The organism is Limnohabitans lacus, from assembly GCF_030053395.1.
Classification (GTDB): domain Bacteria; phylum Pseudomonadota; class Gammaproteobacteria; order Burkholderiales; family Burkholderiaceae_C; genus Limnohabitans_A; species Limnohabitans_A lacus.
This window is the reverse complement of the sequence record NZ_JASGBH010000006.1, coordinates 14,944-29,339: the sequence shown is the minus strand read 5'-3', so window position 1 is coordinate 29,339 and position 14,396 is coordinate 14,944. Positions and strand designations below refer to the sequence as shown.

Annotated in this window: 12 protein-coding genes; all 12 read right to left on the bottom strand. The window is 60.1% G+C overall.

Features of this window, described 5'->3' with window-relative positions; translation table 11 throughout:
- Positions 1–10: 10 nt before the first annotated feature.
- The 12 genes from QLQ16_RS09080 to rsmH are packed head-to-tail and all read right to left on the bottom strand — an operon-like array spanning position 11 to position 14,393.
- Positions 11–793, bottom strand: coding sequence for a cell division protein FtsQ/DivIB (locus QLQ16_RS09080; protein WP_283224375.1), 783 nt, complete (start codon positions 791–793; stop codon positions 11–13).
- On the bottom strand, positions 790–1,752 hold the full coding sequence (locus QLQ16_RS09075; RefSeq protein ID WP_283224374.1) for a D-alanine--D-alanine ligase: 963 nt from the start codon (positions 1,750–1,752) through the stop codon (positions 790–792). Before QLQ16_RS09075 ends, QLQ16_RS09080 begins: the two co-directional genes overlap by 4 nt.
- Positions 1,749–3,158: a UDP-N-acetylmuramate--L-alanine ligase gene (gene murC / locus QLQ16_RS09070; RefSeq protein ID WP_283224373.1), complete on the bottom strand. Its 1,410-nt coding sequence runs from the start codon at positions 3,156–3,158 to the stop codon at positions 1,749–1,751. The genes QLQ16_RS09075 and murC overlap by 4 nt, the downstream gene beginning before the upstream one ends.
- Positions 3,155–4,219 carry an undecaprenyldiphospho-muramoylpentapeptide beta-N-acetylglucosaminyltransferase gene (gene murG / locus QLQ16_RS09065; protein ID WP_283224372.1) on the bottom strand — a complete coding sequence of 355 codons (1,065 nt, stop codon included), beginning with the start codon at positions 4,217–4,219 and terminating at the stop codon, positions 3,155–3,157. The genes murC and murG overlap by 4 nt, the downstream gene beginning before the upstream one ends.
- Positions 4,216–5,493 (bottom strand): putative lipid II flippase FtsW, encoded by a 1,278-nt coding sequence (gene ftsW / locus QLQ16_RS09060; RefSeq protein WP_283224557.1) that lies wholly within the window; start codon positions 5,491–5,493, stop codon positions 4,216–4,218. The genes murG and ftsW overlap by 4 nt, the downstream gene beginning before the upstream one ends.
- 17 nt (positions 5,494–5,510) lie before the next feature.
- Positions 5,511–7,283 carry a UDP-N-acetylmuramoyl-L-alanine--D-glutamate ligase gene (gene murD, locus QLQ16_RS09055; RefSeq protein ID WP_283224371.1) on the bottom strand — a complete coding sequence of 591 codons (1,773 nt, stop codon included), beginning with the start codon at positions 7,281–7,283 and terminating at the stop codon, positions 5,511–5,513.
- A 3-nt stretch (positions 7,284–7,286) separates the two neighbouring features.
- Positions 7,287–8,465: a phospho-N-acetylmuramoyl-pentapeptide-transferase gene (gene mraY / locus QLQ16_RS09050; RefSeq protein WP_283224370.1), complete on the bottom strand. Its 1,179-nt coding sequence runs from the start codon at positions 8,463–8,465 to the stop codon at positions 7,287–7,289.
- The gene (locus tag QLQ16_RS09045) at positions 8,455–9,876 is read right to left on the bottom strand and encodes a UDP-N-acetylmuramoyl-tripeptide--D-alanyl-D-alanine ligase (RefSeq protein WP_283224369.1); all 1,422 of its coding nucleotides are present in this window, start codon (positions 9,874–9,876) and stop codon (positions 8,455–8,457) included. The genes mraY and QLQ16_RS09045 overlap by 11 nt, the downstream gene beginning before the upstream one ends.
- Complete coding sequence (locus QLQ16_RS09040; protein WP_283224368.1) at positions 9,873–11,411, bottom strand: UDP-N-acetylmuramoyl-L-alanyl-D-glutamate--2,6-diaminopimelate ligase; 1,539 nt, start codon at positions 11,409–11,411, stop codon at positions 9,873–9,875. Before QLQ16_RS09040 ends, QLQ16_RS09045 begins: the two co-directional genes overlap by 4 nt.
- Complete coding sequence (locus tag QLQ16_RS09035) at positions 11,411–13,147, bottom strand: peptidoglycan D,D-transpeptidase FtsI family protein (RefSeq protein WP_283224367.1); 1,737 nt, start codon at positions 13,145–13,147, stop codon at positions 11,411–11,413. Before QLQ16_RS09035 ends, QLQ16_RS09040 begins: the two co-directional genes overlap by 1 nt.
- Positions 13,144–13,467, bottom strand: coding sequence for a cell division protein FtsL (ftsL, locus tag QLQ16_RS09030; RefSeq protein WP_283224366.1), 324 nt, complete (start codon positions 13,465–13,467; stop codon positions 13,144–13,146). Before ftsL ends, QLQ16_RS09035 begins: the two co-directional genes overlap by 4 nt.
- The gene (gene rsmH / locus QLQ16_RS09025) at positions 13,464–14,393 is read right to left on the bottom strand and encodes a 16S rRNA (cytosine(1402)-N(4))-methyltransferase RsmH (protein WP_283224556.1); all 930 of its coding nucleotides are present in this window, start codon (positions 14,391–14,393) and stop codon (positions 13,464–13,466) included. The genes ftsL and rsmH overlap by 4 nt, the downstream gene beginning before the upstream one ends.
- Positions 14,394–14,396 lie beyond the last annotated feature (3 nt).

The window sequence follows — 14,396 nt, the reverse complement described above, 5'->3', positions numbered from 1 at the left end:
GCTTGATTGCTCAAGGCTTTTTCTTGTCTTCGACTGTGCTCACACCCCGCAAGCGCAGGGCATAACCATCTTTGTGGCGCAAATCTGCGCCAGCCAAGGCGTTGGGCGTCCTGCCATAACGGGCAGTCACTTGCGACAGTGTTTTGAAAAAGACCTGCAAGTGCTCGCCAATTTCAGCTTCTGTACCCCGCCCCAATTCCATGACGGCGCCCGTTGCGGTCATCACACGCCAACTGCCACGGGGGGTCAATTCCAGCTGGTCAATGTCCATGCCCACGGCTTTGTAGATCGGACGCAGGTAGTGGTACATGTTCACCACCTGAATGGACATGCCGGCGGGGCCTTTCATGCGCGGCAGGCTTTCCACATCCACATCGTCCAAATCGGCTTCAAACACCTGACCTTGTTCATTGACCATGGTGTTGGCCCCCTCCTCGCCCCAAAGCGCCTGAGGATGCTGCTCTTGCAAAACAGCGCGCAATCGGTTGGGAAAGTCCCGGTGCACCACCGCCGAACGCACCCAAGGCACCGCCTCGAATGCGCGACGCGCCACCTCCAAATCCAAGGTGAAAAAATTACCGTTGAGTTGCGGCATGACATTGGCTTTGAAGGTCACGGCGTTGTTGCGATTGACTTCGCCTTGAACACTGACGGACTGAATGGCAAACACCGGATGGCGCAGCAACCACCACGCCCAAGCGCCCAGACCCAGCAACACGACCCCCACCACCAGCAAATTGGCGGTGAAGTTCATGAGCCGGATGTCCATCGGCATGGGCATGGGTTTTTTCATCCTCTGACCTCCTGATGGTCCAAGCTGGCCGCATGCAGTAGCTGCTCGCACAGGGCTTCATAGCTGATGCCAGCCGCGCGCGCAGACATGGGCACCAGCGAGTGGCCGGTCATGCCTGGCGAGGTGTTGATTTCCAGCAAATAGGGCTGGCGAGTTTGGCCATCGATCATCACGTCGATGCGGCCCCAACCGCGGCAACCGAGCACTTGATAAGCTTTGACCACCAAAGCTTCAATGGCCGCTTCTTCATCCGCAGGCAAACCGCAGGGCACCAGGTACTGGGTGTCGTCGGTGAAGTATTTGTTTTGGTAATCGTAGTTGCCCTCGGGTGCCACGATGCGGATCACGGGCAAGGCCTTGGCGGCATCGCCCGCACCCAACACAGGGCAGGTCACTTCATCGCCCACGATGCATTGTTCGCAAAGGATGTCGGCATCGCACTGCGCTGCTTGCGCCAAAGCTGCGGGCAGCTCCTCTGCGCGAACGACTTTGGTCACACCAATCGACGAGCCCTCGCGGGCAGGCTTGACGATCATGGGCAAACCCAGAGCCGCTATCAATTTTTCAGATGACACGCTGGACAACTGTTCTCGGCGCACCAACTCATAGCGCGGTGTGGGCAAGCCTTCGGCCAACCAGACCCGCTTGGTCATGGTTTTGTCCATGGCGATGCTCGAAGCCATCACACCCGAACCGGTGTAGGGGATGCCCAACAGTTCCAAAGCACCTTGCAGGGTGCCGTCTTCGCCGTAGCGGCCATGCAAAGCGATGAAACACCGGTCAAAGCCATCGCGCTGGAGCTCGCTCACATCACGCTCAGCGGGGTCAAACGCATGGGCATCCACGCCCATAGACCGCAAGGCATTGAGCACGCCCTGACCAGACATCAAGGACACCTCGCGCTCGGCGGAACGTCCGCCCATCAAGACCGCCACTTTTCCGAGTTTTGAAGTGCTCATGCTGCACCTCCCAGTTCCACAATCTTGGCGGGCACAGCACCGATGGTGCCTGCGCCCATGCAAATGACCACGTCGCCATCGCGTGCGTTTGTCAGCACCGCTTGCGGCATGTCGTGGATGTCATCGACAAACACCGGCTCAACCTTGCCGGCCACACGCAAGGCCCGGGCCAGTGAACGGCCATCGGCCGCCACGATCGGGGCTTCACCGGCGGCATAGACTTCGGACAACAACACCACGTCGGCGCCATTGCCAATGACCTTGACGAAGTCTTCAAAGCAATCACGTGTGCGGCTGAAGCGGTGCGGCTGGAAAGCCAGCACCAGACGGCGGCCTGCAAAAGCACCACGTGCTGCAGACAAAGTGGCCGCCATCTCCACCGGGTGGTGCCCGTAGTCATCGATCACGGTGAATTGCCCTTGGCCATCGGCGGTGCGGACCTGTCCATACCGTTGGAAACGTCGGCCTACGCCTTTGAAGCCGGCCAGCGCACGCTGCACCGCTGCATCGGCCACACCCAGCTCCACCGCCACAGCCACAGCGGCCAAGGCGTTGAGCACGTTGTGCAGGCCAGGCAAATTCAAGACCACCGGCATGTCGGGCATGACCACCCCGTTGCGGCGCTGCACGGTGAAGTGCATCTGGCCATCGACGGCACGCACATCGACGGCACGGACTTGCGCGCCTTCGTTTAATCCGTAAGTCGTCACTGGACGAGCGATGTCGTTCAGGATCGTTTGCACGCCAGGGTCATCGGCACACATGATGGCTGTGCCGTAAAACGGCATGCGGTGCAAAAAGTCGACGAAGGCGGCCTTCAAACGGGCCAAATCGTGGCCATAAGTCTCCATGTGGTCGGCGTCGATGTTGGTCACCACCGCCATCACGGGCAGCAGGTTCAAAAACGACGCATCGGACTCGTCGGCCTCGACCACGATGTACTCGCCCGTGCCCAATTTGGCATTGGCGCCGGCGCTGTTCAAGCGACCACCGATCACGAACGTGGGGTCCAGACCGGCTTCGGCCAACACGCTGGCCACCAAGCTGGTGGTGGTGGTTTTGCCGTGCGTGCCGGCAATCGCCACACCTTGCTTCATGCGCATCAACTCGGCCAACATCACCGCACGCGGCACGATCGGGATGTGGCGCTCACGCGCAGCCAGCACCTCGGGGTTGTCGGCCTTGACGGCGGTGGATGTCACCACCGCATCGGCATCGCGCACGTTGTCGGCGCTGTGGCCCACATGGGTCTGGATGCCCAAACCGGCCAAACGCCGCAAGGTGGCGCTGTCGGACAGGTCCGAGCCCGAAATCGCGTAGCCCAAATTGAGCAAGACCTCGGCAATGCCACTCATGCCTGAGCCGCCAATGCCGATGAAATGAATTTTGCGGATGGCGTGTTTCATGCAGCCAACTCCTCACAAGCCATCACAACCTCCCGAGTTGCATTTGTTTTTTTCTGTTCGTGGGCTTTTTGGGCGCAAGCGAGCAACTGGCTGCGGTCCAGTTTTTGCAAACGTTCTGCCAAAGACTCGGCGCTCAATTCGGCCTGCTGCACCAACCAACCACCGCCGTGCTGGACCAAGAATCCAGCATTGGTGGTCTGGTGGTCATCTACCGCAAAGGGGAAAGGCACAAACAAGGCGGCCACACCGACAGCGGCCAATTCGGTCACGGTGCTGGCGCCAGCGCGGCAAATCACCAAGTCAGCTTGGGCAAAGGCCGAAGCCGTGTCATCAATGAACGGCGTCAGTTCAGCTTGCACCCCAGCGGCTTCGTAGTTGGCGCGCAAGGCGTCGATTTGTTTGGCACCACTTTGATGAACCACTTGGGGGCGTTGGGCTTGCGCAATCAGCGCCAGCGCTTGCGGGACGATGTCGTTGAGCGCTTTGGCACCCAGACTGCCGCCCACCACCAAGACCTGCAATGGACCGGTGCGACCGGCAAAGCGCTCGGCAGGCGCTGCTTGTTGCGTGAAGGCCTGACGCAAGGGGTTGCCCACCCATTGGCCAGTTTTGAAAACTTTCGGGAAAGCGGTGAACACGCGATCTGCCACTTGGGCCAGCACCTTGTTGGCCAGGCCTGCGACCGAGTTTTGCTCATGCAACACCACCGGCTTGCCGCACAAAGTGGCCATCATCCCGCCCGGAAAGGTGATGTAGCCGCCCAAGCCCAGCACCACATCGGGTTGGACACGGCGGACCACTTGCAGACTTTGCCAAAACGCCTTGAGCAAGCGCAGCGGCAACAAGGCCAAGGTTTTCAGGCCCTTGCCACGCACGCCGCCAAAATCGATCGTTTCAAAAGCAAAGCCACGTGGCGGCACCAATTGGCTTTCCATGCTGTTGGGTGCGCCCAACCAATGCACGCGCCAGCCGGCTTCACGCAAAGCTTCGGCCACAGCCAGCCCAGGGAAAATGTGTCCCCCTGTGCCCCCGGCCATCACCAATGCGCATTTGGTCTTCATGCCCGACCTCCACGCATCATTTGCTTGTTCTCGGCATCGATGCGCAAGACGATGGCAATGGCCACCAAGTTCATCATGATGGCCGAGCCGCCGTAGCTCATCAGTGGCAGCGTCAGGCCCTTGGTGGGCAATGCGCCCAGGTTCACACCCATGTTGATGAAGGCCTGGAAACCGATCCAGATGCCCACACCCTGAGCCACCAGACCCGCAAACACTTTGTCCAATGCGATCGACTGGCGGCCAATCACCATGATGCGGCGGGCCAACCACAAGAACATGAAGATCACCGTGGTCACACCGACCAAGCCGAACTCTTCACCAATGACCGCCAACAAGAAGTCGGTGTGGGCCTCTGGCAACCAATGCAGTTTTTCCACACTGCCGCCCAAACCCACGCCCCAAATTTCCCCACGCCCAATCGCGATCAAGGAATGCGACAACTGGTAGCCCTTGCCCAAGGCATGCTCCATGCTGAAAGGATCGAGGTAGGCAAAAATCCGCTCGCGCCGCCATGGCGATGCGGCAATCATCATCACGAAAGCACCGACCAGCACCGCAAAAATCAAGAAGAACATGCGGGCATTCACACCGCCCAAGAACAAGATGCCCATGGCGATGATGGCGATCACCATGAAGGCCCCCATGTCGGGCTCGGCCAGCAAGAACACGCCAGCCAATCCCACCGCTGCGCCCATGGGCAAGACGGCGCGGAAGAAGCGCTCCTTGACTTCCATCTTGCGCACCATGTAATCGGCCGCATAGATGATGGTGGCCAATTTGGCCAGCTCCGAAGGCTGGAAATTGGTGATGCCCAACGAAATCCAGCGGCGTGCGCCATTGACGCCTTTGCCAATGAAAGGAATCAAGACCAAGGCCAACAGCACCAGGGACAGCACAAACATGGGCCGTGCGGCTTTTTCCCAGGTCTCCATGGGCACTTGAAACGCCAGCAAAGCCACGGCGCAGCCCATCACCAAGGAAATGATGTGCCTGGTCAGGAAGTGGGTCTGTGCATAGCGGGCAAAGCGCGGGTTGTCAGGCATCGCAATCGATGCCGAGTACACCATCACCATGCCCCACATGAGCAGCGCCACCACCACCCATACCAAGGCCTGGTCCACCCCTTGCAGACGCGCTGCGGTGCTGGGCGACTGTCGCGCGAATTCATACCCGCCCAAATTGACCGGCAAGCCTTGACCGGCGGCGGAAGGCACTGAGGCGCCGCCCGTGAACAGGCCGGTCAAGCGCGCCACACTGCCGCGCAGGGTTTGCATGAGGCCCAGGCTTTCGCTCACAGTGCGCCCTCCATGCTGACACCGGCAGTTTCTGCCAGTTCGGCCACCGCTTGCCCAAACACGCGTGCACGGTGCTCATAATCCTTGAACATGTCAAAGCTGGCGCATGCGGGCGACATCAAGACCGCATCACCCATTTGTGCCAAAGCACTGGACTGCGTCACCGCATCCGCCATGTCCATGGCGTCCTGCACGGGGACTGAGCACAGCGCCAAGGCTTCGCGGATCAAAGGTGCGTCGCGACCGATCAGGACCACTGCACGGGCAAAACGCGACACGGGCTCGGCCAATGGCGAAAAGTCCTGACCCTTGCCATCGCCACCCAAGATCACCACCACGCGGCGGTCAGCACCCAGGCCCTGCAAAGCGGCCACGGTGGCACCCACATTGGTGCCTTTGCTGTCGTCAAAGTATTCGACTTCGTTGACCACCGCGATCGGCTCCACACGGTGAGGCTCACCACGGTACTCGCGCAAGCCATACAACATGGGGGCCAGCGCGCAACCGGCACTGCTGGCCAGCGCCAGCGCAGCCAGGGCATTGACCGCGTTGTGACGGCCGCGAATGCGCAGGGCATCGGCAGGCATCAGTCGCTGGATGTGCAATTCTTCCTCGGCGTCCTTGCGGCGGCGACGGGTTTCATCGGCCTCCAGAGCACGCACCAGCCAGGTCATGCCGTTGGTGATTTCAATGCCGAAGTCGCCCGGGCGCTGGGGCATATCGCCACCGAAGGTGACACAAGCACGCTCGATGGGGCGCTGCAGTTTGACCTTGATGGGTGCGGGGCGCATGGCCATGACCTGCGCATCTTCACGGTTGAGGACCATCAAGCCTTTTTCACCAAAGATGCGCGCCTTCGCGTCCGCATAGGCCGCCATGGAGCCATGCCAGTCCAGATGGTCTTGAGAGATGTTGAGCACGGTGGCGGCGCTGGGCTCAAACCCATCGCTGCTGTCGAGCTGAAAGCTGGACAACTCCAGCACCCACACTTGCGGCAGGGCCAGGGCCATGGGCTGCTGCACTTCTGGCGCTGCCACGGCCATCACCACTGGGTCCTCTTCTTCGTCCTGTGCTTCGCCTTCTACCTGTTCATCGACTGCTGCAACCTCTGTATCCCGTGGCACTTCGCCGAGCTCTTGCGCATCGGGGGCAATCGACTGAATGGGCTCAGCGGTCACCGGCTCTGGCAAAGCCTGTGCCTGTTCTTGCGCTTGCTGCTCCGCCAGCTCTTGGGTTTCGCGCTCCACTTGAGCCTGTGCCTGCACCAAGGCCTGGGCCAAAGTGTCGAGCAAAGTAGGGCCGATGTTGCCGGCCACCTTGACGGTCTTGCCGGCGCGCTCGACCAATTGACCCGTGAGCGAAGTCACCGTGGTTTTGCCATTGGTGCCGGTGATCGCCAGCACCTGAGGGGCATAGCCAAATTCGTTTTTCAAGTCCTGCAAGGCCGCCGCGAACAAACTCAACTCGCCGCCGTGCCACAAGCCCATGGCTTTGGCTGAATTCACCACGGGGGCCACCACGTCGGGTGACAAACCGGGGCTGCGGAAAACCGCACGCACCGTGGTGCCCTCCACCAAGCTGGCGGCAAACGTGCCTGACACGAATTTCACTTGAGGCCATTCGGCTTGCAAGGTGGCCAACTGTGGCGGCAGTTCACGCGTATCGGCCACGGTCACGTCCGCTCCGGCGCGGGCGCACCAACGGGCCATCGCCAGGCCCGAAGCACCCAAACCCAAAATCAGAACGTGTTGACCGTGGAGCTGTTGCATGGCTTACCTCAGCTTCAGGGTCGACAGGCCGACCAAACACAGCAGCATGGTGATGATCCAGAAACGCACGACCACTTGCGTTTCTTTCCAGCCGCTTTTCTCGAAATGGTGGTGCAATGGCGCCATCTTCAAGATGCGGCGACCTTCGCCGTATTTCTTCTTGGTGTACTTGAAGTAAGCCACCTGAGCCATCACCGACAAGGCTTCCACCACAAAGATGCCGCCCATGATGGCCAACACGATCTCCTGTCGCACGATCACGGCGATGGTGCCCAAGGCACCCCCCAAGGCCAAGGCCCCCACATCGCCCATGAACACTTGCGCGGGGTGCGTGTTGAACCAAAGGAAGGCCAAACCTGCCCCGGCCATCGCGGCGCAGAAAATCATCAATTCGCCCGAGCCCGGAATGTAGGGAAAGAACAGGTATTTGGAATAGACCGAGCTGCCGGTCACGTACGCAAAAACCCCCAAGGCCGAGCCCACCATCACCACCGGCATGATGGCCAAGCCATCCAAGCCATCGGTCAGGTTGACAGCGTTGCTGGCCCCCACGATGACCAAGTAAGTCATGATCACGAAACCGAACACGCCCAAGGGGTAGCTCACCTCCTTGAAGAAGGGGACCAACAAGCCGGCTTTGGGTGGCAGATTCACATCAAAACCCGACATCACCCACTTGGCGAACAAGTCGAGCACACGCAGGTTGGAACTTTCGGAAATGCTGAACACCAGGTACAGCGCAGCCAGCAAGCCAATCACCGATTGCCAGAAATACTTTTCGCGTGATCGCATGCCCTCAGGGTCTTTGTTGACCACTTTGCGCCAGTCGTCCACCCAGCCGATGGCCCCAAAACCCAAGGTCACGATCAGCACGATCCACACGAAACGGTTGGACAGGTCAAACCACAGCAGGGTTGAGATGGCGATCGACAACAAAATCAACACGCCGCCCATGGTGGGGGTGCCGCTTTTGGACAAATGGGACTCCATGCCGTAACCACGGATGGGTTGACCGATCTTGAGGGATGTCAGGCGACGGATCACCCAAGGCCCGGCACTCAAGCCGATCAGCAAAGCGGTCAAGGCCGCCATCACCGCACGGAAAGTGATGTATTGGAAAACGCGCAAAAAGCCCCACTCCGGAGACAAACTTTGCAACCATTGCGCCAGGCTAAGCAGCATGGGCCTCCCCTTTCTTGTTGTTCATTGGGGCCGCTTGTTGCACCAAGGCCTCCACCACCTGCTCCATCTTCATGAAGCGCGAGCCTTTGACGACAATGCTTTGAACATGCGTCAACTGCGCTTGGACTGCGGCGATCAAGGCCGACATGCTCTCAAAGTGCCGCGCGGCACCAAATGCCTTGGCGGCATCGGCGCACAAAGCCCCCAAGGTGAAAAAAGCGTCGATGCCTCTTTCAGCGGCATAGGCACCCACTTCGGCATGGAATTGCGGCCCCTGATCCCCCACTTCGCCCATGTCGCCCAAAACCATCAAACGGGGTCCGGGCAGTTCGGCCAACACATCGATCGCGGCTCGCACCGAATCGGGGTTGGCGTTGTAGGTGTCGTCCACCAAGGACAAAGTCTGGTCCTTGATCTGCAGCATCAGTGCACGCGAACGGCCTTTGACAGGCTCAAAGGCCTGCAAACCTTGCACCACGGCCGCCAGACCCACACCCGCTGACAAAGCGCAGGCCGCAGCGGCCAATGCGTTCTTCACGTTGTGACGACCGGCGATGTGCAGGCGAACCGGCGCTGTGCCCTCGCGGGTCTTGAGGGTGAATTGCCATGCGCCTGCCGTCCACAAAACCACGGCAGCAGAGACTTCCGCGTCTTGCAAAGCAAAGGTGAGGCATGTGCGCTCGGCCGCCAATTGCGTCCACACAGCGGTGTAGGTGTCATCGGCGGGGTACACAGCCACGCCATCGGCAGGCAGTGCTTGCAGCACGGCGCCGTTTTCATAAGCCACGGCTTGCACCGTGCCCATGTGTTCCTGGTGTTCACGCTGGGCATTGTTGACCAGTGCCACTGTGGGTCGGGTCAGTTGGGCCAGGTAGGCGATTTCACCGGGGTGGTTCATGCCCAACTCGACCACGGCGATTTGGTGGTGCGCACGCAAATTCAGCAAGGTCAGCGGCACACCGATGTCGTTGTTCAAGTTGCCCTGGGTGGACAGGCTGTGCTCGGGCGCATGGGCGCGCAAGATGGAGGCCACCATTTGGGTCACGGTGGTTTTGCCATTGCTGCCGGTGATCGCGATCAATGGCAAGTCAAATTGGTCACGCCAGCCGGCGGCCAGTTCGCCCAAAGCCCATCGGGCATCGGGCACCACCAAGGCTGTCAGACCATTCGCCAAGGCCATGGCCTCGCCTTGAGGCTCGCAAATCACTGCGGCTGCACCTTGTGCCTTGGCCTGATCAAGGAAAGCGTTGGCGTCGTAGTTTTCGCCACGCAAAGCCACAAACAAATCGCCGCTGCGCAATGAACGCGTGTCGGTGTGCACACGGTCCACCATCACTTGGGCATCACCCACGCATCGGGCATCGCTGAGCCAGGACAAGGCCTTCGCCAAAGAAAGCTTCATGGCGCTCATGCCTGAGCTCCTTGTGCCAGTCGGCACAAACGGGCCGCGCGACGCTGCAAAGCGGCCTGTACGTGTTCAGGGTCCGAGAAAGCATGGCGAACGCCTTGCACCTCCTGGTAGTCTTCGTGACCCTTGCCAGCGACCAGAACGACATCATTGCAATCGGCTTGCTCAATCGCCCAGGCAATGGCCATCGCACGGTCTTCGAGAACTTGCGCGCGATCGGCTTGCACCAAGCCTTGCTGCATCGCAGCCAAGATGGCCTGCGGCGACTCAGAACGGGGGTTGTCGCTGGTCAGCACCAATCTGTCTGCGCCCTTTTCAGCCACAGAGGCCATCACGGGCCGTTTGCCGGGATCACGGTCGCCGCCGCATCCGAGCACACACCACAAGCGTCCGCCTCTTTGCTCGGCCAATGGGCGCAACGCGGTCAAAGCCTTGTCGATGGCATCGGGCGTGTGGGCGTAATCCACCACCGTCAAAGGCGAGTCTGTTTTGAGTGTGGCCACTCTTTGCATGCGCCCGGGCACAGCGGTCAAATAGCTGCAGGCCTGGACCGCCTCTTCCAGAGTGAAACCCAAGGCACAGACCGTGCCGATGACGCTCAGCAAATTGTCTATGTTGTAATCCCCGATCAGCCCCGTCTGGAGCGTCAGGCTCTGCTGCCCCGCGTTGACCTCAAAGGCAATGCCCTCTGCGCTTGGCAACTGCCGAGCTTGCAAGCGGGCAGGCCCGCGCCGAGAGCACGTCCAGACATCCAGGTCTCGCGTTTGCAGCTGCTGGGCCAAGCGTGCGCCTTGCGCGTCGTCGATGTTCACCACCGCCGATTGCAAACCTGGCCAAGCAAACAGGGCTTGCTTGGCGGCCCAATACGCCGCCATGCTGCCGTGGTAGTCCAAATGGTCTTGGGTGAAATTGGTGAACACCGCCACCTTGATGCGCGTGCCAGCCAAGCGATGCTCGGCCAAACCGATCGATGAAGCTTCGATCGCGCAATGCTGGACACCGGCATCCGCAAACTCACGGAACTGGCGCTGCAACACAACAGGATCCGGGGTGGTCATGCCTGTGCTGGACAGCTTGGGCAACTGGCCCACACCCAAGGTGCCCACCAAGCCACAGGTGCTGCGCAGCACTGGCGAAGACAAGGCCTGCGCAATCCACCAGGTGGTCGATGTTTTGCCATTGGTTCCGGTCACTGCCAGCACGCTGAGCTCATCGCTGGGCTGCTCGTAATAGGCGTCGGCCACAAGCCCTGCTTGGGCTTTCAGGTTGGCCATGCAGGCCAAGCGCTCCAGCTGAGGCAACGCACCATCTTGCTGGCTCAATGACGCCCAAGCCTCGCTGCCTTCTTGGGCCAACACACAGGCTTGTGCGCCTCGCTCCAATGAGGCCTTCAAGAACAGACGACCATCGGTCGCAGCGCCCGGCCAGGCAATGAAAGCATCGCCGGGCTCGACCAGACGGCTGTCGGTGCGCAACTGACCGGTCACGCGTTGACGCAACCAGCGGGCGGCTTCCAAGGGGCTGTGCAGGGTCTGCATCAGAAAGACTCCTCCACCGCATTCGAGACGATTTGAGGCTTGACCGCCATGTCTGGCTGCACCCCCATGAGGCGCAGCGTTTGCTGGACTGTCTGACTGAACACGGGCGCGGCCACATCGCCGCCGTAGTAGCGACCATTGCTGGGCTCATCGATCATCACCGCCACCACAATGCGTGGCGCTTCAATAGGCGCCATGCCCACAAAAAAGCCACGGTACTTTTTGCCGGCGTAGCCTTTGCCTTCTTGCTTGTGGGCCGTGCCGGTTTTGCCTCCAACCGAATAACCCATGGTTTGGGCTTTTTGTGCCGTGCCGCCAGGGCCGGCGGCCATTTGCAGCATCTTGCGCATGGCTTTCGCGTTTTCAACACTGATCACGCGAGCACCTTGGACTTGTCCGCTGGCCTTCATCAAGGTCGCAGGCACCACCTCGCCATCGCGGGCGAACAGGGTGTAGGCCCTGGCCACCTGAAACAAGCTGGCGGAAATGCCATAACCGTAACTCATGGTGGCCTGCTCAATCGGACGCCAGGTTTTGTAGGGGCGCAAACGGCCACTGACCACGCCAGGAAACGGCAACTGCGGTTTCTGCCCGTAGCCCACTTGGGTGAACATTTCCCACATCTCACGTGGCTGCATCTGCATCGCCATCTTGACCGTGCCCACGTTGCTCGATTTCTGAATCACCTCATTGACGGTCAGCACGCCATGGGGGTGCGCATCGGTGATGGTCGAGCCGGTGATGGTGATGCGGCCTGGCGCCGTCTGAATGGGCGTTTCCGGCTTGACGATGCCTTTTTCCAGCGCCAACGCTACGGCAAAGGGCTTCATCGTGGAGCCAGGCTCAAAGGTGTCCGTCAAAGCGCGATTGCGCAATTGCTCGCCACTCAAATTCACACGCTTGTCGGGTGAATAGCTGGGATAGTTGGCCAAGGCCAAAATCTCACCCGTCTGCGCATCCAGCACCACCACAGAGCCCGCTTTGGCTTTGTTTTCTTCGACCGCATCGCGCAGCTTTTGGTAGGCAAAGAACTGGACCTTGCTGTCCACACTCAGCTGCAAGTCCATGCCGTCTTCAGGCGGAATGGTCTCACCCACAGCCTCCACCACGCGCCCCAAACGGTCCTTGATGACGCGACGAGAGCCGGGCTTGCCGGCGAGCTGCTTTTGAAAGACCAACTCCACACCCTCTTGGCCCTGGTCTTCCACATTGGTAAAGCCCACGATGTGGGCTGCGGCCTCACCCTCCGGATAAAGGCGCTTGTATTCCTTGATGTCGTACACGCCCTTGATGTTCAAGGCCAAAATTTCTTTGACCACAGGCTCGTCCAACTGACGGCGCAACCAGACGAATGTTTTCTCATCGTCCTTGAGCTTGGCATCGAGCTCAGCGCTGCTCATTTTCAGCAAGCGGGCCAGTTCACGCAGCTTGGCAGGGTCTCGCTCAATGTCTTCGGGGTTGGCCCAGATGCTGGGGGCTGGCACGCTGGAGGCCAGCAGCAAACCATTGCGGTCCAGCACGCGACCACGGTTGGCGGGCAGTGTCAGCGTGCGCGCAAATCGGACCTCGCCTTGACGCAAAAAGAAATCGTTGGCGATGACCTGGACATAGGCCGCGCGTGCAATCAAACCCAGAAAACCCAATGCGATCGCCGCCACAATGAATTTGCTTCGCCAGACGGGCGTCTTGCTCGCCAGCAATGGGCTGGAGCTCAGCTGCACGCTGCGGTTGCTCATGGGTGAGCCTCCCTCGACGGTGCAGCCACTGGCGCGGGTAACGGCTCTGGCGCTTTGCCTGACAGACTCACGTACTGCGTGATGGCTGGCGATGCGGTTCTCATCTGCAATTGCTGGCGTGCAATCTGCTCCACGCGCAAGGGCGTGGCTTGCGCACGTCGCTCCACATGCAGGCGATCATGCTCAACCTCCAGACGATGCGCATCTTTGTTGGCCGCCTCCAGTGCCATGAACAAACGGCGAGATTCGTATTGGCTGTGCACCAACACCATGGCGCTGGCCATCACCGCCAACAGCAAGAGCACGTTCAGACGCGTCATGCGGGCACCTCTGTGCGCTCAGCGATGCGCATGATGGCGCTGCGCGATCGGGGGTTGCCAGCCACCTCTTGCGCGCTGGGCTTGATGCGACCCAAGGCCTTCAAGCGCATCTGAACCGGGGCTGCAAAGGGCACACGGCGGTCCACGACCTCCTTGGAGTGCTTGGCCATGAACTGCTTGACGATGCGGTCTTCCAGGGAATGGAAGCTGATCACCACCAAGCGCGCGCCCGGCTTGAGCACACGCAGACTGGCCGTCAGCGCTTGTTCGAGCTCTTCAAGCTCGGCATTGATGAAAATCCGAAAAGCCTGAAATGTCCGCGTTGCAGGGTTCTGGCCCGGCTCGCGGGTTTTGACCGTGTCAGCCACGAGCTGGGCCAAATCGGCGGTGGTTGAAATTGGGCCCCGCTCTTGTCGGCGAGCCACAAGCGCCTTTGCAATCTGAAAAGCAAACCGTTCTTCGCCATAGTCACGTATCACCTCCGTGATTTGATCCACCGATGCCGTTGCCAGCCACTGGGCCACACTCTCGCCGCGCGTGGTGTCCATGCGCATGTCCAAGGGACCGTCAAAACGAAAAGAAAAACCCCTCTCGGGGCTATCGATTTGGGGAGAGCTGATGCCCAGATCCATCAGCACACCATCGACGCTGCCATCGGGCAGCTCGCCCAGGTTAGAAAAACCTTCGTGGCGGATCGAGAACCGGACATCGTCAATGCGCGCTGCCTCGGCAATGGCCTCCAAGTCTTTGTCAAACGCCAACAAACGACCTTGATTCGACAAGCGCGACAAAATCAACCGCGAGTGTCCGCCGCGACCGAAAGTGGCATCCACATAGGCGCCAGCGTCACCCGCATCGGATTGCAACAAAGCATCCACCGCCTCTTGCAGCAAAACGGTGATGTGGGCGGGCTTGAGAGCGCTCATGGA